A 19,119-nucleotide genomic window follows, 5' to 3' on the forward strand; every position below is an offset into this window, starting at 1 on the left:
TATTATGGAGAGAACGCTAGGATTTTTGTTCCAACCCGTCAACAGGCTTTCGAACCTTTTGCGGAAAAAAGAAACACCGCCCTGAAAATTCAGGGCGGCCAGTCTGACAGGGAGGAAGTCACCCGTCCCAAAAGGACATGCGAGACGGGCAAATTCACTGTGACATGAAGGTGTTAACAAAGTATTCTCAGAGCGTACTTTGGACGAAGTTTCGACTTCACTGGTTAATCGGCCGTTATCAAAGGTCGGAGACGGGGGCTGTTTTGGACGATCAGATTTTCATCGGTGGTGGCGGCGAGGCTTATGGCGAAAAGCAAGGGCTGAAGCTGAAATACGCCAACCGGCACGGCCTTATTGCAGGCGCAACCGGCACCGGCAAAACCATCACCTTGCAGATCATGGCCGAAGGCTTTGCCGCGCAGGGCGTGCCGGTGTTTTTGTCAGACGTCAAAGGGGATCTGGCGGGGCTGGCCAAGGCGGGCGACAGCGGGTTCAAACTGCATGACGCCTTTAATTCGCGCGCCGGCACAATCGGTTTTGACGACTACAGCTATCAGTCCTTTCCGGTCACCTTCTGGGATCTTTTCGGCGAACAGGGCCATCCCGTGCGCACCACGGTGGCGGAAATGGGGCCCTTGCTGCTGGCCCGCCTGCTGGAGTTGACAGAAGCGCAGGAGGGGATCCTGAACATCGCGTTCCGGCTGGCCGATGAACAGGGGCTGGCGCTGTTGGATCTGAAGGATCTGCAGGCGCTTCTGGTCTGGCTGGGGGAAAACCGTGCGCAGGTCGCGCTGCGCTATGGCAACGTTTCTGTGGCCTCGATCGGGGCGATCCAACGGCGGCTTCTGGTTCTGGAAAACCAGGGGGCGGCGCAACTCTTCGGCGAGCCTGCACTGGAGCTGCCGGACCTGATGCGCACCGATATTGACGGACGGGGCCGGATCAACATTCTGGCTGCGGACAAGCTGATGGGCGCCCCCCGGCTTTACGCCACTTTCCTGCTGTGGCTGCTGTCTGAGTTGTTTGAGCAACTGCCCGAGGTGGGGGACCCTGACAAACCCAAACTGGTGTTTTTCTTTGACGAGGCGCACCTGCTGTTTGAAGACGCCCCCAAAGCGCTGGTCGACAAGGTGGAACAGGTCGCACGTCTGATCCGTTCAAAAGGGGTCGGGGTGTATTTTGTCACCCAGAACCCCGATGACGTGCCCGAGGACATTCTGGGCCAGCTGGGCAACCGGGTTCAGCACGCCTTGCGCGCCTTCACCGCACGTGACCGCAAGGCGTTGCGGATGGCGGCGGAAACCTATCGCGACAATCCCCGTTTCGACACCGAAGAGGCGATCCGCGAGGTTGGTGTAGGCGAGGCGGTGACCTCCTTCCTGCAGAAGAAGGGTGTGCCGGGCATTGTCGAGCGCACCCTGATCCGGCCGCCGTCTTCGCAACTGGGTCCGATCACCGCGTCGGAACGCAAAGCGCTGGTCGATGCCTCGCCAATCGCCGGCAAATATGAGGTGCTGAAGGACCGCGAAAGCGCTTATGAAATACTTGCCCGCCGGGCCGAGGTTGCCGCCAAAGAGGCTGAGGTTGCAGAGGCCGCCGAGGAAGACGCTGAGGTGATGGAGCGCGAGTTTAAATCCGCCCGCCGGTTCAGTGGTGCGCGGGTGCGGCGGTCCTCTTCGCGGCCACAACGGTCCTCGCGTCGGGGCGACACTGTGGGGGAGGCGCTTGGCAAGGCGCTGGTGAAAGAGCTGCGCGGCACCACCGGGCGGCGGATTGTGCGCGGCATTCTGGGCGGGCTGTTCAAAGGCCGCTAAGGTTCGGCCAAACCGTCAGAGCAACGCCAGCAAGGCCCGCACCGCGCGGGTCTTGTACCTTTGGGGGTGACTAAGAACAGCAAAGGGGCGCGATGTTGGCGGCGCCCAAGTCACCCGCCGCATTGCGAGCCCGCGCCCCCTGGCCGATCCCACCGCACGGGCGGACAGCATCGACACATGTGGGCCCGCCGCCACCGCTGCCAGCACCGCCTCGTTTGAGGGCAGTTCAAGCGCCACCTCCAGATTGCCCACCGACAGGCCCATCTCGGACAGATGGGCCTCGGTCTCACTGCGGGTGCCAGAGCCTTTTTCGCGCAGCACCCACTGCATCTGGACATAATCCTCGGCCCCAAACGCCTCTTGCCGCGCCAAGGGGTGGTCGCGTGCCATGACCAACACCAGCTCATCCCGTGCCACCACCTGCCGGTGCAAATCGCTGTCGGGCAGGGCGCCTTCGACAAAACCCAGGTCGGCCCGTCCCTCGGCCACGGCGGCGGCGGATTGTGCGGTGTTGCCCACCTGCAGATCGATCTCTACCCCGGGGTGCTGCTCATGCAGCTGCATCAGACGTGGTGGCAGCCAGTAGCTGGCCACGGTCTGCGAGGCATAGAGGCGCAGGTGCCCCCGTGTTTCGCTGGAAAAATCGCTGAGCACCCGCCGCGCCACCTCAGCTTCGCGCAGGACGGCACGGGCTTGCGGCATGAAATCCACCCCCGCCTGGGTCAAGGCAATGCCCCGTCCCACCCGGTCAAACAGTTTGACCCCATGCTGGGTCTCCAGTGCCGCGATGGCCGAGGAGACCGCCGATTGTGTCATGTTCAACGCTTCGGCGGCGCGGGTGACGTGAAGCCGTTCGGCAACGGCAAGGAAGGTGCGTAGCTGATCTAGGGTCATTCCAAATCATTAGCACAACCGATTAATACTACAAGTTTGATCAATTAGACCTGTGCCTAAGATCAAAATACACTAAACCCATGACCGCACAGAACATAATTCCCCAAACCACCCCTCTGGCAAAACAGATTGTTGCACCCCTCCCAGGCCTCGCGCTGGTGGCCGCCCTGGCGGCGGGTGCGATCTGGGCGAAGGGACAATTCAGTATTCCGCTGCTCGGGCCAATGGTGATCGCCATGGGGTTGGGCGTGGTTTTGCGCAATGTTTTCGGGGCCTTGCCCTGGGCGGCGCAGGGCATCTTTCAGGCCCAGAGACCTTTGATGCGGCTGGGAATTGTGCTGTTGGGCCTGCAGTTGAGCCTGAGCCAGATCATCGAGGCCGGCGCCCCGTTGTTTCTGGGAATTGCTGCCCTTCTGGCGGCCAGCTACAGCAGCACGCAACTGTTTGGTCGCTGGCTGGGAGTCGCACCAGAACTGACCCGGTTGATCGGTGCGGGCACGGCGGTCTGTGGCGCCTCGGCGGTGATGGCGGTGCAGGGCGCACGCCCGGGCAGCCATAATGATCTGGCTTATGCCATTGCCTGTGTGACGCTTTTTGGCACCCTGTCGATGATCGGCCTGCCGGTGCTGGCGTTGGCACTGGGGCTGGACGGACAGGGGTTGGGCCTATGGGCTGGCGCGGCGATCCATGAGGTGGCGCAGGTGGTTGGGGCCACTGAAAGCCACAGCGTTGAAGCCGCAGAATGGGGCATGATGGCCAAACTGACCCGTGTCTTGTTGCTGGCGCCGCTAGTACTGGTGCTGACGAGATTTGGTGGCCCCTCCGAGGCCAGCGACGGCCCCAGCCCGCTGCCGCTGTTTGTGTTGGGCTTTGCCGCCATGATGGGGCTGAACTCGGCCGTGGCCTTGCCCGCAGAGGTGCTGCAGCCAGCGGCCACGCTGACCAGCTTCCTGTTGACCATGGCGCTGGCGGCAATGGGGCTCAACACCGATCTGGCTGCGTTGAAACGCAAAGGCCTGCGGCCTCTGGCCCTTGGTGCCATTGCCACCCTGTTTGTCACAGCTGGTGCGCTGGCGCTGTTGCTGCTGATCTAACCAAGCGCTGCGTGCTTGGGCAAGTCGAGGGGCGCTGCCCCTCTGTGCGCCTCATGGAGGCGCCCATTCACCCCGGGATATTTGCCCCAAGAAGAAGCCGCTTTCATCGGTCCACGATATCGTCCTCCAGAGGTGTCATTGGGCGTTGCCGCTGAGCGGGTCGCAAAGAAAAGGGCCCCCGATTGGGAGCCCTTTGGGGTGTTTTCTATGGCTGAACCTACTTCTCTGGGATCAAACCGCGCGGGCTGAACCGAAGCACAAGGAGCAGCACCAGACCCATGGTGATGAACTTCATATAGGCCACGCTGTTGAGCAGGTGTTTCTTCAGATCACTGCCGTCTTCCAGACCCAGGGTGATGGTGTCCATCAGCAGGGCGCCCAGAGGTTCCACCTGAACCCAGAGGAACCAGATCAGGAAGGCGCCGAGGACCGAACCGAAGTTGTTGCCGGAGCCCCCTACAATCACCATGACCCAGACCAAGAAGGTGAAGCGCAATGGCTGGTAGCTGCCCGGGGTCAGCTGCCCGTCCAGCGTGGTCATCATCGCACCGGCAATGCCGCAGACGGCAGAGCCGAGGATGAAGATCTGCAGGTGACGGGCGGTGACGTCTTTGCCCATCGCCTCGGCCGCGATTTCATTGTCGCGGATGGCGCGCATCATGCGGCCCCAAGGCGATTTCAGCGCCAGCTGCGCCAGCACCAGAAGCACCACCAGCACCGCCGTGAACAAGCCCGAGTAGAGCAGTTTCACCCAGAGCGTTGACGCCGTGGTTGGGTCAAGACCCAGACCAATGGCGGTCTCGGTGAAACCCGGTGTGTTCTGCAGCGTCACCTCATAGGGCACCGGACGCGGCAGGCCGATCACGTTTTTCACGCCTCGGGCCAGCCAGTCTTCGTTCTTGAGGACGGCAATGGTGATCTCGGCAATGCCAAGGGTGGCGATGGCCAGATAGTCCGAACGCAGCCCCAGCGCGGTTTTGCCGATAACCCAAGCAGCACCGGCCGCCAAAAGGCCACCCACCGGCCAGGCCAGCAGGATGAACAGGTCGGCGCGCTGCGCCTCGCTGTCACGCGCTGCCGCCAGCCAGTTCAGGCCGCCGATGTTGCCCTGTGCGGCGGGGTTGATCGCCTCGACTGCCTCAACACCGGCGTCAAAGATGCCACGGTAGAGGAAAAAGCCAGCCACCAGAATGCCCAGCACCACCAGCGAACGCAGGCGCGACGGGGTCATGCGCGTGTAGGCCAGCACAGCCGCAACAATGGTGGCCGCCCCAAGGACCAGCGCCAGCAGAATGCTGCGCCCGCCAGCCGACCAGGCGCCCGGTACCGGCTCTGAACCGACCAGCACCGCCGCCAGACCGCCAAGGGCCACAAAGCCCATGACGCCGACGTTGAACAGGCCGGCAAAGCCCCATTGCAGGTTCACCCCAAGGGCCATGATCGCCGAAATCAGCGCCATGTTGAGGATCGACAGCGAGGCGTTCCAGCTTTGCAGCAGGCCCGTCATCACAAACAGCAGGGCCACGATGCCAAAGAGTGTGGTGTTTTTCATGGAATCGCTCATACCGCTTTCCCCTTGAACAGGCCGGTCGGCTTGAACAGCAGCACCACCACAAGGATCGCAAAGCTGACGGCGAATTTATAGTCGGTCGACAGAAGCTGCACGAGGCTGGAGGGTTCCAGATTTTCGGGCAGCAGGTACTTCAGCACCTTCTTCCAGGCGTAGGTGATTGTGACCTCGGAAAAGGCAATCACAAAGCCCCCCGCGATGGCGCCCAGCGGGCTGCCAAGGCCCCCAACAATGGCAGCGGCAAAGATCGGCAGCAGCAGTTGGAAGAACACGAAGGGTTTGAAGGTTTTGTCGAGGCCATAGAGCGTGCCCGCCACCGTGGCCAGCGCCGCAACGATCAGCCAAGTGTAAAGCACTACACGTTCCGGGTTGATGCCCGACAGCAGCGCCAGATCCTCATTGTCGGAATAGGCGCGCATGGATTTGCCGGTGCGGGTTTTGTTCAGGAACCAGAACAGCAGCGCCACCACGATGATCGCCGTGACAACGGTGATGCCTTGGGTGGTGCGGATCGCCAGACCTTCGGAGAGGCCGGTCATCTGTTTGAATTCTCGCACCGAGATGATGAACCGTTCGCCATCAGCAAAACGTTGATCATTCGGACCGATGATGAAACGCACGAGGCCGTTCATGATGAACATAACCCCCATGGAGACAATCACCAGAATGACCGGTTTGGCCTTTTGTTCGCGGTAGAAGCGATAGACCACGCGGTCAGTGCCGATCACCAGGGCCATACAGCCCAGGATCCCGAAGGGCAGAGCCAAAAGGGCGGTGGGCAGCGGCCCGAAAGAGATCCCCCAGCTTTGGAACAGCCAGGTGATCATCACCACCAGCATGGTACCAAAGGCCATGGTGTCACCATGGGCGAAGTTGGAAAAGCGCAGGATGCCGTAGATCAGCGTCACACCAAGCGCGCCAAGCGCCAGCTGGCTGCCATAGGCAACGGCCGGAATCAGCACAAAGTTGGAAAGCGCCACAAGGGCGTTCAGGAAGTCCATAGGTTAACCTCCCAGGAAAGATTGGCGCACTTCCGGATCGGCCAGCAGTTCTTTGCCGGTGCCGGTGTGGGCGTTGCGACCTTGGACAAGCACATAGCCTTTGTCCGCGATTTCAAGAGCTTGACGGGCGTTCTGTTCCACCATCAGGATCGAGATGCCGGTGCGGGCGACCTCGATGATACGGTCAAACAGCTCGTCCATCACGATGGGAGACACCCCTGCGGTGGGCTCATCCAAGAGCAGCACCTTGGGCTGGGTCATCAGCGCGCGGCCCACGGCCACTTGCTGACGTTGACCACCAGACAGCTCCCCTGCGGCCTGACGGCGCTTTTCCTTCAGGATCGGGAAGAGGTCATAGATCTGGGCGATGGTGTCGCGGAAATCATCCTTGCGGATGAAGGCGCCCATTTCCAGATTTTCCTCCACCGACATAGAGGTGAAGATGTTGGAGGTCTGCGGCACAAAGCCCATGCCCGCCGCCACCCGCGCCTGCGGGGTGAGGCCGGTGATGTCCTGACCGTCCAGCCGGACCGAGCCCTGCCGCAGGTTCAACATCCCGAAGGTGGCCTTCATCGCGGTGGATTTGCCCGCGCCGTTGGGGCCAACGATCACGGCAATTTCGCCTTTGTTCACGGCCACGGTACAGTCGTGCAGGATGTCGGGGCCGGATTTGCCATATCCGCCGGTCATGCTGTCGCCGATCAGAAAGGCCTGATCGGTGTTCATGGCGTGGTCGGTGCCGGTCGCAACCTGCATCGTGCCTTCGCCTGCCTTGGTGATCGTGGCGTCCTTGTTGCCACGATCGTCCTGGTAGGGATTGTTTGTCATGCGCCCACCTTGTCCTTGTTCTTCAGGCCGGTGCCCAGATAGGCCTCGATCACCTGTTCGTTCGCCTTGATCTCGGCCAGGGTGCCCTCGGCCAGAACCTTGCCTTCGGCCATACAGATGACCGGATCACAGAGGCGTTCGATGAAATCCATATCGTGTTCGATCACCACGAAGGTGTAGCCGCGTTCCTCATTCAGCTGTTTGATCGCATCGGCAATCGTGTAGAGCAGCGTCCGGTTCACACCGGCGCCCACCTCATCAAGGAAGACGATTTTGGCGTCCACCATCATGGTGCGGCCCAGCTCCAGCAGTTTTTTCTGACCGCCGGAGATTTCGCCGGCCTTCAGATCCGTGATATGGCTGATGGTCAGGAATTCCAGCACCTCATCAGCCTTGGCCCGCAGCGCGCGTTCCTCATCCGCGATACGCTTGCGCCCAAACCAGGTGTTCCACAGCGTCTCACCGCTCTGGCCGCCCGGCACCATCATCAGGTTTTCCCGGCAGGTCATGGAATGGAATTCATGTGCGATCTGGAACGTCCGCAGCAGGCCCTTATGGAAAAGCGCGTGCGGCGGCAGGCCGGTGATGTCTTCACCGTCCATGGTGATGCGGCCCGAAGTGGGCGGCAGAACACCGGCGATCACATTGAACAAAGTGGTTTTTCCGGCACCATTCGGACCAATCAGCCCGGTGATGGAGCCCTTTTCGATGGTCAGTTTCGCCCCGTCTACAGCGCGAAATCCCCCGAAATGCTTATGGACGTCTTCGACGACGATCATGAAGCAGTTCCCCCGTCTTGCACATTTTGTGCTGTTGTTGATACAGCACAGCCCGGCACTAGGTCCGGGCTGGCTGAGATTTTAAGAAAGCTAAAGGATTAGCGGTACTTAACAGTTTCCAGCTTGCCACCCTGAACTTCGATCTGGCGGTAGCCGCCTGCGGCTTCACCGGGACCGATCAGTTCAACAGCGGTTGCGCCGACGTAGTCGATGTCGCCACCAGCAGCCAGGATTTCCAGCGCTTTGCCCAGTTCACCGGCCATGATCTTTTCGCCCGGGGCGTTTGCCACGTCGAGGATCTTGTCCTTATAGGCGCCTGCGTCGGTCGAACCTGCGGCCTGCATGGCCAGCATGATCAGCGCGGCTGCGTCATAGCTTTCGCCTACGTAAGGGCCGGAGGCGTCAACACCGGTGGCGGCCACTTTTTCAACAACCATCGAAGCATCTGCCGAGTCGCTGCCCGGAGCGGTGCCGATGGAGCCGTCAATCTCGTCGCCGAAGGCGGTTTCGAGGGACGGGCCGATCATGCCGTCCGGCAGAACGAAAGTGTCAAAGGCGCCGGTGTCCAGTGCCGCACGGATCACGCCCGGGCCACCCTGGTCAACATAGCCTGCAACCACCAGTGCGTCGCCGCCGGCCGAGGCCAATGCGCCAACTTCAGCCGAGTAGTCGGCCTTGCCGTCTTCGTGGGCTGTGGTGGTGGTCACCGAACCGCCAGCAGCGGCATAGGCTGCGGCGAAGCTGTCAGCCAAGCCCTTGCCGTAGTCGTTGTTGGTGTAGGTCACCGCAACTTCGCTGATGCCTTTTTCCATCAGCACGTCGGCCAGAACCTGACCCTGACGGGCGTCAGAGGGCGCGGTGCGGAAGAACAGGCCGTTGTCTTCGGCAGAAGACAGCGCCGGCGAGGTGGCGGAGGGCGAGATCATCACAACACCGTTCGGCACGGCAACGTTGGCCAGAACCGCACCGGTCACACCCGAGCAGTCCGCGCCCATGATGCCTGCAACACCGTCCGAGGTGATCAGACGTTCAGCAGCGGCCGAAGCGGCACCTGCGTCGATACAGGTCGAGTCTGCACGAACAGGCATGACTTCTTTGCCGCCCAGCAGTTTGCCGGACTCGGTCACTTCGCTCATCGCCAGTTCGGCGCCAGCGGCCATGGCAGGGGTCAGCGATTCAATCGGGCCGGTGAAGCCCAGGATGATGCCCAGTTTAACAGCGTGGTCATCGGCCATGGCGCCGCCCGCCATCAGGGCGGTGGCGGCTGTGGCCATCAGAAACTTTTTCATAATTTTCTCCCAAGTTGGAACTTATGTCCGGATTCGACCCTATCGCCCGATTCCCCAAATGAAAAGATACCAAGGCCCCGGTCTGGTCGTGCTATCGAACAAAATTGTATCCATTTTAAGGAAATGATTTTATCATTGCCTCACAAGCAATAATTGCCAAGAAAACAAGACGATTACCTTCTTTTCCACCCCCATGCCGGAGCGGTTTGATGCAGAAGATGAGTGTCACATGTTGGTTCAATCGACTGTTAGCGCCAGCATTGGCGTTTATGTTGACGCTTGGTCACCTCACCACCGCCGCAGAGGCCCAGGAATACCGCATTGATCGCATCGCGGATGGCTTTGACGTGCCTTGGTCGCTGGCGCTTTTGCCAGACGAAAGCCTGCTGATCACCGAACGCCCCGGGCGGCTGTGGCATGTGGCGCAGGATGGCAGCCGGCAGCGCATTTCCGGCCTGCCAGAAATTGTGGCCGAAGGGCAGGGTGGCCTGCTGGATGTTGTCGCCGCCCGCGATTTCAGCCGCAGCCGGACCATCTACTTCTCTTATGTGACCAAAGTGCCTGGCGGTTTGGGCACCGCGCTGGCCGCAGCGCAGATCGATCTGGACGGTCATCGTTTGGAACAACTGCGCGTGCTGTTCAAAATGCCGAAAGGCAACAATAACGCCCGACACTTTGGTGGCAGGATTGTCGAAGGGCGGGGCGGGTATGTGTTTCTAACCATTGGCGACATGGGAGATCGGCGGCAGGCGCAGAACACGGCTTCCTATTTCGGCAAGATCCTGCGGCTGCATCTGGATGGCACCGCCCCACGCGACAATCCGTTTCACGGCTTCCGCAACGCCCGCCGAGAGATCTGGAGCATTGGCCACCGCAACCCACAGGGCGCCACCCTTGGCAACGGCGACACGCTCTGGACCTCAGAACACGGGCCACGTGGCGGGGATGAGGTGAACCTTATCAAACGCGGCGCCAATTATGGCTGGCCGGTGATTTCCTACGGCACACATTACAATGGCCGCAAAGTGGGTGAAGGCACCGAAAAGCGCGGCATGGAACAGCCCAAGATCTACTGGGATCCCTCCATCGCGCCTTCGGGCATTGTCTATTACACCGGACGGATGTTCCCGGAATGGCAAGGCGATCTGTTTGTCGGCTCTTTGAAGTTTGACCATATCGCCCATGTCTCGGGCGATACGTTTCGCATCAAACAACGGATCGAAGGGCCAGAGACTGGACGGGTGCGGGACGTGCGGCAGGCCAATGACGGCGCGCTGTGGTTCCTGAGCGAAGATAAAGGCGCGGTCTTCCGCCTGTGGCGATAGCCGCGCCCTTCATAATTACCAAACGAAGACGTTACTCACCGTCCCAGTTCTATTTACCACCCTGCGCCATCTGGCTGCCGCGTTCGCGGTAGGGGGTGGTGTTGTAATGCGACCGGTAACATTTGGAAAAATGCGACGGCGAGGCAAAACCGCAGGCCAGCGCCACGTTGATCACACTCATGTCCGTCTGCATCAGCAGGTTGCGCGCCTTCTGCAGCCGCAGCTCCATATAGTAGCGTTTGGGGGACCGGTTCAGATAGCGGCGGAACAGACGCTCCAACTGGCGGGTCGACATGCCGACGTCCTTGGCCAGCACCGAGGGGCTCATCGGCTCTTCGATGTTGGCTTCCATCATCTGGATGACCTGAGACAGTTTCGGATGGCGCACCCCAATCCGCGTCGGCACTGACAGGCGCAGCGGATCCTGATCGGTGCGGATCGAGGAATAGATCAGCTGATCGGCCACCGAATTGGCCAGTTCCTCGCCGTAATCCGAAGCGATCAGTGACAGCATCAGATCCAGCGACGCGGTGCCACCGGCCGCTGTCATCCGATTGCCGGAAATCACAAAGACCGATTTGGTCAGCTCGACGTCAACAAACTCTTCTTCAAAGCTATCCTGATGTTCCCAATGGATCGTCGCCCGCTTGTCATCCAGAAGTCCGGATTTGGCCAAGGCATAGGTGCCGGTGCAGAGCGAGCCGACCATGATGCCTTTGCGCGCTTCCCGCCGCAGCCAGGAAATCAGCTTCTTGGTGGTCTGGCTGCGCACATCGACGCCACCGCAGAGCACCATGCGGTCATCGCGTCCCAATTCGCCCAGATCATCGTCCAGTTTGAAAGAGACCCCGGCCGAACAAGTCACCGCGTCGCCACCTTCGCCCTGCAGTTCCCAGGAATAAAGCGCGCGCCCGGCGGTATAGTTTGCAATGCGCAAACAATCCAAAGCCGCCGAAAAGGGCAGCAGCGTGAATTGATTAAGCAGAACAAACACAAACTTAATGGGCTTGTTCTGATCCCCAGTCACCGTGACCGAGTTGCGCTGTGATTCCATTGACGTATCCTTGTTAGAGAGGAGAACGACAGAAGCACCAAATTCTAACCCGCGCAAGAGGGATCAAAACACGAAAGTAAATCTGTTAGCGCGAACAAATTTGCCGCTTGCAGAGCCGCTTGCTTGTGGCCACAGTGCGGCAAAACAGCTATAGAGCCGCTGAAACACAGCACTCAGCAAAAGATGTGACCCGATCGGAGGATGGAATGAGCGATTGGCAGAAATCGGACTGGCGCAACAAGCCCCGTGTTCAGATGCCCGACTACACAGATGCCGCCGCGTTGAACGCGGTTGAAGGGCAGCTGTCGAAATATCCGCCTCTGGTGTTTGCTGGCGAAGCCCGCAAACTGAAGGCACAGCTGGGCGCCGCCTCCCGTGGCGAAGCCTTCCTGCTACAGGGGGGCGATTGCGCCGAAAGTTTTGATCAGTTCTCGGCCAATGGCATCCGCGACACTTTCAAGGTGATGCTGCAGATGGCGATGGTGCTGACCTATGGCGCCAAGGTGCCGGTGGTGAAAGTGGGCCGGATGGCCGGCCAGTTCGCCAAACCGCGTTCGGCCCCAACCGAAACCGTGGATGGTGTGGAACTGCCCAGCTACCGTGGCGACATCATCAACGAGTTGGATTTCACCTCGGCGGCGCGAATTCCTGATCCGAAGAAGATGCTGCAGGCCTATACTCAGGCGGCTGCAACTTTGAACCTGCTGCGCGCCTTCTCGACCGGTGGTTATGCAGATGTGCATCAGGTTCATCAGTGGACGCTGGGCTTCACCGAGGGCGAAAAGGCCGCGAAATATCGCGATATGGCGAACCGGATCAGCGACACGCTGGACTTCATGCGGGCGGCAGGTGTCGACAGTGACCGTGCCCACACATTGCAGACGGTGGATTTCTACACCAGCCATGAATCGCTGCTGCTGGAATATGAAGAGGCGCTGACCCGTCTGGATTCGACCTCTGGCAAATGGCTGGCAGGGTCCGGCCACATGATTTGGATCGGCGACCGTACCCGTCAGCCTGACGGTGCCCATGTGGAATTTGCTCGGGGTGTGATGAACCCGGTTGGCCTGAAATGTGGCCCCACCACCACGGCTGAGGACCTCAAGGTTCTGATGGAGAAGCTGAACCCTGAAAACGAAGAGGGTAAGCTGACCCTGATCGCCCGTTTCGGCGCCGGCAAAGTGGGGGAACACCTGCCACGTCTGGTCCGCGCGGTAGAAGAAGAAGGCGCCAAGGTTCTGTGGACCTGCGACGCGATGCACGGCAACACGATCAAATCGGCCACGGGCTACAAAACCCGTCCGTTCCAGTCGGTCTTGCAGGAAGTGCAGGAGTTCTTTGCCATTCACCGTGCCGAAGGCACCATCCCCGGCGGTGTGCACTTCGAGATGACCGGTCAGGACGTCACCGAATGTACCGGCGGCGTTCGCGCCGTGACCGAAGAGGACCTCTCGGCCCGCTACCACACAGCCTGTGACCCACGTCTTAATGCCAGCCAGTCGCTTGAGCTGGCCTTCCTGGTGGCCGAAGAACTGTCGGCCCTGCGGGCGGACCGTCCGGCGCAGGCGGTCTAACCAACCCGCCATTGGCCCGATAAATTTGCAAAACAAAAGGCGCTCCGGACGGGGCGCCTTTTCGGTTTTAGGGGACAGGTCAGTCCGTTTTGACAAGACGCAGATGGGCGCTGCGGGTGGGCGGCTTTTCTGGCTTGGCTACAAAGGGCGCCGGTGCTTCAGCAAAACCCGCAGTTTGACGCTGGCGCGTCGCGGAAGTCGCTGACGCCAGCCGTTTCACCCGGCTGGAGGCCACCTGAAATCTGCGCGGGCTGCGTCCCACATCCCCCTTGAACGACAGCCCGCCGAGGATCCGCGTCGGGCGGCCACGATCATCTGCCAATGGCCACAGCGTCATCCGCGCTTCGATCGCGGGTTTGCGCAGGCCACGCTCGGCACTCAGCGCCAACTGAGCAACACCCGGCGCGGCGCAAACCTCCTCACTCAATTCTTCGATCATTTTGCGATATTGCGGCGTAAAAAGGGTGGTGAACGGGGTGCCGCGCACCTCCATCCCCATCAGATCATCCAGCCGCTGCCCGGCCAGACGGATCCGGCCAATCCCCGGCGCAATCCGTTCCAGTATAAAACAATTGGGCAACGCCCCTTTGATGCCACGGGGATCCAGTTCGGCCCGGGCGGGCATCAGGCGGTCACCGCGCAGCGCCTGCCAGTAGGCGTCTACCTCTGCAATCTCAGGGAAACTGCGATCTGTCAGAAAAGGCGAAATCTCCACGATGTTGTCCTTTGTCCCGGCGTCCGCCGCATCCTCACCACCAAACCACATCTCGCGGACCTTTCCTGTTCACAGTGCCTCAAACACGATCCGCCGATGCCCCACATCCCTCTGGACAGGGTTAAAGAAACCTTACCGGCGAAATCGTTACGCAATTGTTAATCTGTCATTAATTGTTGCAAATTTCGTTGCAAAACCGCACGGGTGGTTAACCTCTGCCTGTGTCAGACCCCAGGCCTTACCCGCAGGGCGCTGGCCTTGGCGCGGCTGGCAGGCTAAGACCAAGGGCACAGACCAAAGGAACCCTGAGGGAGAGACGCGACGTGTTGCAATCAATGACAGGCTTTGCTTCTGGCAAAGGAGAGATGGCTCCGTTCAGCTGGACCTGGGAAATCCGTTCGGTCAACGCCAAGGGGCTGGATATGCGGCTGCGGGTGCCAGATTGGATCGAAGGGTTGGAAACCACCCTGCGGGCCCGTCTGAGCAAGGCGCTGGGGCGCGGCAATGTCACCCTGTCGCTGAAGGTGCAGCGGGAAGAAACTGGCGGGGCCTTGCAGCTGAACGCGGCCACGATGGACAGTATGATGCGCGTCGTTGCGCAGGTAAACGCCGCAGCTGAGGCACGCGGCATGGTGTTGGCCCCTGTCACCGCCGTGGATCTGATGGGGCTGCGCGGTGTGATGGAACAGGGTTCCAGCGAAGATGAGAACAAGGCGCTTGGCACCGCTGTGCTGGAGGGGTTTGCACCGGTTCTGGCCCAGTTCCTGGAGATGCGCGGCAACGAAGGCGCGGCCTTGCACGAAGTGCTGACCCGCACGGTGGATGAGATCGAAAGCCTGACCGATCAGGCCGATGCCGCCATTGCAGGCCGCAAAGAAGACATGGAAGAGGCGCTGCGCAACGCCTTGGCGCGGGTGATGCAGAACGTCGAGGCGATGGACGCCGACCGTCTGGCGCAGGAGATGGCGCTGATAGCGGTGAAAACCGATGTCACCGAAGAGTTGGACCGGCTGCGCGCCCATATTACGGCCGCACGGGGACTTTTGCAGGAACGCAAACCGGTGGGGCGCAAGCTGGACTTCCTCATGCAGGAGTTCAACCGCGAGGCCAACACGCTGTGTTCCAAGTCGCAAAACACCGCGCTGACACGGATTGGTCTGGACCTTAAGACCGTGATCGATCAAATGCGTGAACAAGTACAGAATGTGGAGTAACCCCCTAAAATGACGTCCCGCCGTGGCCTTCTGATCATCCTGTCCTCACCTTCGGGTGCGGGCAAATCCACCTTGACGCGCCGGTTGCGGGAATGGGATCCGACCATCCGCTTCTCGGTCTCGGCCACCACGCGCCAACCGCGCCCGGGGGAAGAGGACGGGGTGGATTACCATTTCCTGACCGAGGACCATTTCAAACGAGATGTGACCGAAGGCGAGATGTTGGAACACGCCCATGTGTTCGGCAATTTTTACGGCTCGCCCAAAGGGCCGGTTCAGAAAGCCATTGATGCGGGCGAGGACGTGCTGTTTGACATTGACTGGCAGGGCGCCCAGCAGATCCGTAATTCAGCGCTTGGGGCGCACACGCTGTCGGTCTTCATTCTGCCGCCTTCAATCAAGGAACTGCACCGTCGGCTGGTCAGCCGCGGGCAAGACAGCGAAGAGGTGATCGCCAAACGGATGCAGAAAAGCTGGGACGAAATCAGCCATTGGGGCAGTTATGACTTTGTGCTGGTGAACGACGATCTGGACAAAACCGCAGACGAGCTGCGCACCATCGTCAGCGCCACCCGCCTGCGCCGTTTGCAGCAACCCGCCTTGCTGGATCATGTGCGCACCCTGCAGGCCGAGTTTGAGGACATCCAATGACATTTTACACTCTGGACGGGATCGCCCCGCAAACGCCCGAGGATGGTGATTTCTGGATCGCACCGGATGCCAATGTGATCGGCAATGTGGTGCTGGAGAGCGCCACTTCGGTCTGGTTTGGCTGCACACTGCGCGGAGATAACGAAGAGATCCGCATCGGCGCCGGTAGCAACGTGCAGGAAAACACCGTCATGCACACCGACATGGGCTATCCGCTGGTGATCGGGCAGGGCTGCACCATTGGCCACAAGGCGATGCTGCATGGCTGTACCATTGGCGACAACTCTTTGATCGGCATGGGCGCGACGGTTCTGAACGGTGCGAAGATTGGCAAAAACTGCCTGATCGGGGCAGGGGCCCTGATCACCGAGGGCAAGGAGATCCCGGACGGATCGCTTGTCATGGGGGCGCCGGGCAAGGTGGTGCGGCAGCTGGACGACACAGCCATCGCAGGGCTGCGCCAGTCCGCGCTTGGCTACCAGCTGAACATGCGCCGCTTCCGGGCGGGCCTGAAAGCGCAAGACTAACCGCCAGAAAGAGAGCCCGCCATGGAAGACACGCAAATCCACGGGCTGTTGAGCGCCCTGCCGCAACCAGCGTTGCTGATCACAGGGCGCGAGCGGATTGTTGGCTCCAACGGCAAGGCGGATGCCTTGCTGGCGCATCGCTCTGGCGGCACTGCAAAAACACCTGCGCCCAGCCTTGCCGGGCGGCACCTGATCACGGTGATCCGGCAGCCTTCGGTGATTGAGGCGGTGGAACGGGCTGGGGAAACCGGCCAGAACCAGCGCGCCCGCTATCTGGGCAGCGAAGGGCGGGCAGAGAGCACCTATCAGGTCCATTGTGGCCCGGTGGCGCTGAATGAGTTTCGCGGCGTTCTGGTGACGTTTGAGGACATCTCGGAAGCGGAAGCCAACGACCAGATGCGGCGGGACTTTGTGGCCAATGTCAGCCATGAACTGCGCACGCCCCTGACCGCCCTGATGGGGTTTCTGGAAACCCTGAAAGGCCCCGCCGCCGAAGATCCGGCGGCCCGCGAACGGTTTTTGACCATCATGCTGGATGAGGCCGGCCGGATGAACCGGCTGGTCAGTGACCTCTTGTCGCTGAGCCAGGTGGAAGCGGCCTCGCGCCGCCGCCCGTCGCAGCCGGTGAATATGTTGGATCTGGTGGAGGACACCCTCAGCGGGCTGGGGCCGGTGGCCGAGGCCAGCAATGTGACCGTCGAAACCGTGCTGCCGGATCAACCGGTGTCTTTGCCGGGCGACCGGGATCAGCTGCGCCAGGTTCTGACCAATCTGGTGGAGAACGCCATCAAATACGGCGGCAGGGACAACACCGTCACCCTGCGGATGGAACGGCTCACCCGCGACCCAATGCTGCGTCAGGCGGGGGTTCGGATCGATGTCACCGATCGTGGCCCCGGTATTGACCCGCTGCACCTGCCGCGTTTGACCGAGAGGTTTTACCGGATCGACAGCCACCGATCGCGGGAAATGGGCGGCACCGGACTGGGACTGGCGATTGTGAAGCACATTTTGAACCGCCACCGGGGCCGGTTGAAGATCACCAGCGATCTGGGCGAAGGCAGTACCTTCTCCATTCGCCTGCCTTTACAGCAGTAGCCAGATTTTTCCGTGATTTTATAGGCTTGCCGGCGCATTGATACACGCCGGACGGGCGTTAGCGCCAACAAATCAACGGTTTGGATGGATGATAAATGCACCCCTAAGTGGAGTTACGCATAAACTTTTCGCCAAGCTACTGAAAACACTCACTTTTTCCTAAACTCACCCGGTTTCGCACCGTTCTATCTGTTGTCAGGGGCCGCTCCTCTCCCACTCTTGCGCGCCCCTGTACGTGTATTTGTAAGCTCAAGAAACCGGAGCAGGAGTACCCAATGTTGTTCAGTAAGACCACTGTCGCTGCCGCCGTAGCGACCGCCGTGTCCACCACCGCGGCTTTTGCAGACCCGATCCATGTAAAAGGATCCTCCACTGTCTTTCCCTTTGCCATGATGTCGGCTGATACCTTCACCGAAAACCACGCTGGCTTTGACTACCCGAATGTTGAATCGGGCGGCTCCTCGGCGGGCCTGAAAGCCTTTTGTCAGGGTGTTGGTGCCGACAGCGTGGACATTGCCACCGCATCGCGCAAGATCAAAGCCAAAGAGATCAAGGCCTGCGCTGATAGCGGCGTGACCGACATCATCGAAGTGGTCATCGGCTTTGACGGGCTGGTGTTTGCCGGCGACAAGAAGGGCCCTGACTATAGCTTTACCCCCGCCGACTGGTATGCCGCACTAGGCGCCCGCGTGCTGGTCGATGGCGCCTTGGTTGAGAACACCGCGATGCAGTGGGATGAGATCAACGCAAACCTGCCCGCAAATGCCATCCGCACCTTCATCCCCGCCGCCAAACACGGCACCCGCGAAGTGTTTGATCAGAAGATGCTGGTCAAAGGCTGCAAAGCCACCGGTGCCTATGACGCTTTCCTGGCGGAAAATGGCGGCGACGCCAAAGCGGCCAGCAAATCCTGCATGGTGATCCGCAGCGACAAGGCTGTGACCGAACTGGAAGTGTTCGGCTCGGAAACCGTTGACATGATCCGCGGCACCAAAGGCAGCATCGGCCTGCTGGGTCTGGCCTTCTACGAGGCCAACGCAAGCGATCTGAAAGCGGCAACCATCAACGATGTCTACCCCTCAGCTGACAGCATCGCGACCGGTGAATACCCCGTATCGCGTCCGCTTTTCATGTACATCAAGAAAGCCAACATTGGCGTGACCCCGGGCATCAAGGAATACGTCCAGACCATCCTGTCGGATGAGATGACCGGCCCTGGTGGCTTCCTGACCCTGTTTGGCCTGGTGTCGAACCCTGATGTGGATGCCGTGCGCGCCACCGTCTCCAACGAAGTGACGATGAGCGCCAGCAGCTGAGCCAGCGCAACAGAATTCGCCCCGCGGCAAGCCTGCGCTTGCGGGGTGGATACCCCAGAGGCCGCAGTTCCGGAAACGGAGCTGCGGTTTTTGCGTTCCAAAAGGGCAAAACGGGGCAGGGCGCGATCCCGCCGTTCAGCTGAATCACCGCAGTTGATTCTGGAATCAGCACCGCCGTGTCACATTTCCCGCATATGCGCACGTTTGCACATGGCAACGGTGCAAAACAAACTGTCACAAAGGCAATTTTTCAGCCGGGAAACACCCGTGATTTTCTTGAAATCCAGCGGGCGTAAACCTGTGAAATTTCGATCAATAACGCCAATGATTTAAGGGAAAATGGCGAGTTTCGCGACAAAAGTGTGACAGAAAATTC

Annotated in this window: 17 protein-coding genes; 9 read left to right on the forward strand and 8 right to left on the reverse strand. The window is 60.3% G+C overall.

Annotated elements, in window-relative coordinates; genetic code table 11:
- Window positions 1-263 precede the first annotated feature (263 nt).
- Complete coding sequence (locus tag SIC14_RS16460) at window positions 264-1,814, forward strand: helicase HerA-like domain-containing protein (RefSeq protein WP_412562991.1); 1,551 nt, start codon at window positions 264-266, stop codon at window positions 1,812-1,814.
- A 15-nt stretch (window positions 1,815-1,829) separates the two neighbouring features.
- Here the strand turns inward: SIC14_RS16460 and SIC14_RS16465 are convergent, their stop codons facing one another.
- Window positions 1,830-2,708, reverse strand: coding sequence for a LysR substrate-binding domain-containing protein (locus SIC14_RS16465; RefSeq protein WP_412562992.1), 879 nt, complete (start codon window positions 2,706-2,708; stop codon window positions 1,830-1,832).
- A gap of 80 nt (window positions 2,709-2,788) precedes the next feature.
- On the opposite strand from SIC14_RS16465, the gene SIC14_RS16470 reads away from it, so the two are divergent.
- Window positions 2,789-3,802, forward strand: a complete 1,014-nt coding sequence (locus SIC14_RS16470; RefSeq protein WP_412562993.1) for a YeiH family protein — start codon at window positions 2,789-2,791, stop codon at window positions 3,800-3,802.
- Between the two features lie 217 nt (window positions 3,803-4,019).
- Here SIC14_RS16470 and SIC14_RS16475 read toward each other — a convergent pair whose 3' ends face one another.
- The 5 genes from SIC14_RS16475 to SIC14_RS16495 form a co-directional block, all read right to left on the reverse strand.
- On the reverse strand, window positions 4,020-5,366 hold the full coding sequence (locus tag SIC14_RS16475) for a branched-chain amino acid ABC transporter permease (protein ID WP_412562994.1): 1,347 nt from the start codon (window positions 5,364-5,366) through the stop codon (window positions 4,020-4,022).
- A complete protein-coding gene (locus SIC14_RS16480) occupies window positions 5,363-6,373 on the reverse strand; it encodes a branched-chain amino acid ABC transporter permease (protein ID WP_412562995.1) in 1,011 nt (336 codons plus the stop codon). The genes SIC14_RS16475 and SIC14_RS16480 overlap by 4 nt, the downstream gene beginning before the upstream one ends.
- A gap of 3 nt (window positions 6,374-6,376) precedes the next feature.
- Entirely contained in the window at window positions 6,377-7,201 is an 825-nt protein-coding gene (locus tag SIC14_RS16485) for an ABC transporter ATP-binding protein (RefSeq protein ID WP_412562996.1), read from the reverse strand.
- Window positions 7,198-7,980, reverse strand: coding sequence for an ABC transporter ATP-binding protein (locus SIC14_RS16490; RefSeq protein WP_412562997.1), 783 nt, complete (start codon window positions 7,978-7,980; stop codon window positions 7,198-7,200). Before SIC14_RS16490 ends, SIC14_RS16485 begins: the two co-directional genes overlap by 4 nt.
- A 98-nt stretch (window positions 7,981-8,078) precedes the next feature.
- Complete coding sequence (locus SIC14_RS16495; protein WP_412562998.1) at window positions 8,079-9,269, reverse strand: ABC transporter substrate-binding protein; 1,191 nt, start codon at window positions 9,267-9,269, stop codon at window positions 8,079-8,081.
- A gap of 209 nt (window positions 9,270-9,478) precedes the next feature.
- Here SIC14_RS16495 and SIC14_RS16500 point away from each other — a divergent pair, with 209 nt between their 5' ends.
- Window positions 9,479-10,594 (forward strand): PQQ-dependent sugar dehydrogenase, encoded by a 1,116-nt coding sequence (locus tag SIC14_RS16500; protein WP_412562999.1) that lies wholly within the window; start codon window positions 9,479-9,481, stop codon window positions 10,592-10,594.
- Between the two features lie 49 nt (window positions 10,595-10,643).
- Here SIC14_RS16500 and SIC14_RS16505 read toward each other — a convergent pair whose 3' ends face one another.
- Window positions 10,644-11,648 (reverse strand): GlxA family transcriptional regulator, encoded by a 1,005-nt coding sequence (locus SIC14_RS16505; RefSeq protein WP_412563000.1) that lies wholly within the window; start codon window positions 11,646-11,648, stop codon window positions 10,644-10,646.
- A 206-nt stretch (window positions 11,649-11,854) separates the two neighbouring features.
- Here SIC14_RS16505 and SIC14_RS16510 point away from each other — a divergent pair, with 206 nt between their 5' ends.
- Window positions 11,855-13,222: a class II 3-deoxy-7-phosphoheptulonate synthase gene (locus SIC14_RS16510; RefSeq protein WP_412563001.1), complete on the forward strand. Its 1,368-nt coding sequence runs from the start codon at window positions 11,855-11,857 to the stop codon at window positions 13,220-13,222.
- Between the two features lie 79 nt (window positions 13,223-13,301).
- Here SIC14_RS16510 and SIC14_RS16515 read toward each other — a convergent pair whose 3' ends face one another.
- Window positions 13,302-13,988, reverse strand: a complete 687-nt coding sequence (locus SIC14_RS16515) for a PAS domain-containing protein (RefSeq protein ID WP_412563002.1) — start codon at window positions 13,986-13,988, stop codon at window positions 13,302-13,304.
- Window positions 13,989-14,260: 272 nt separating this feature from the next.
- Here SIC14_RS16515 and SIC14_RS16520 point away from each other — a divergent pair, with 272 nt between their 5' ends.
- The 5 genes from SIC14_RS16520 to SIC14_RS16540 all read left to right on the forward strand — a co-directional run bounded on the left by SIC14_RS16520 (window position 14,261) and on the right by SIC14_RS16540 (window position 18,743).
- Window positions 14,261-15,151, forward strand: a complete 891-nt coding sequence (locus SIC14_RS16520) for a YicC/YloC family endoribonuclease (RefSeq protein ID WP_412563003.1) — start codon at window positions 14,261-14,263, stop codon at window positions 15,149-15,151.
- Between the two features lie 9 nt (window positions 15,152-15,160).
- Entirely contained in the window at window positions 15,161-15,802 is a 642-nt protein-coding gene (gmk, locus tag SIC14_RS16525) for a guanylate kinase (protein ID WP_412563004.1), read from the forward strand.
- Entirely contained in the window at window positions 15,799-16,329 is a 531-nt protein-coding gene (locus SIC14_RS16530; RefSeq protein WP_412563005.1) for a gamma carbonic anhydrase family protein, read from the forward strand. Before gmk ends, SIC14_RS16530 begins: the two co-directional genes overlap by 4 nt.
- 21 nt (window positions 16,330-16,350) lie before the next feature.
- On the forward strand, window positions 16,351-17,427 hold the full coding sequence (locus SIC14_RS16535) for an ATP-binding protein (RefSeq protein WP_412563006.1): 1,077 nt from the start codon (window positions 16,351-16,353) through the stop codon (window positions 17,425-17,427).
- Between the two features lie 275 nt (window positions 17,428-17,702).
- Window positions 17,703-18,743 carry a PstS family phosphate ABC transporter substrate-binding protein gene (locus SIC14_RS16540; RefSeq protein ID WP_412563007.1) on the forward strand — a complete coding sequence of 347 codons (1,041 nt, stop codon included), beginning with the start codon at window positions 17,703-17,705 and terminating at the stop codon, window positions 18,741-18,743.
- Window positions 18,744-19,119 lie beyond the last annotated feature (376 nt).

Origin of the sequence: Thalassobius sp. MITS945101 (genome assembly GCF_047123305.1) — a bacterium.
GTDB lineage: Bacteria > Pseudomonadota > Alphaproteobacteria > Rhodobacterales > Rhodobacteraceae > Thalassobius.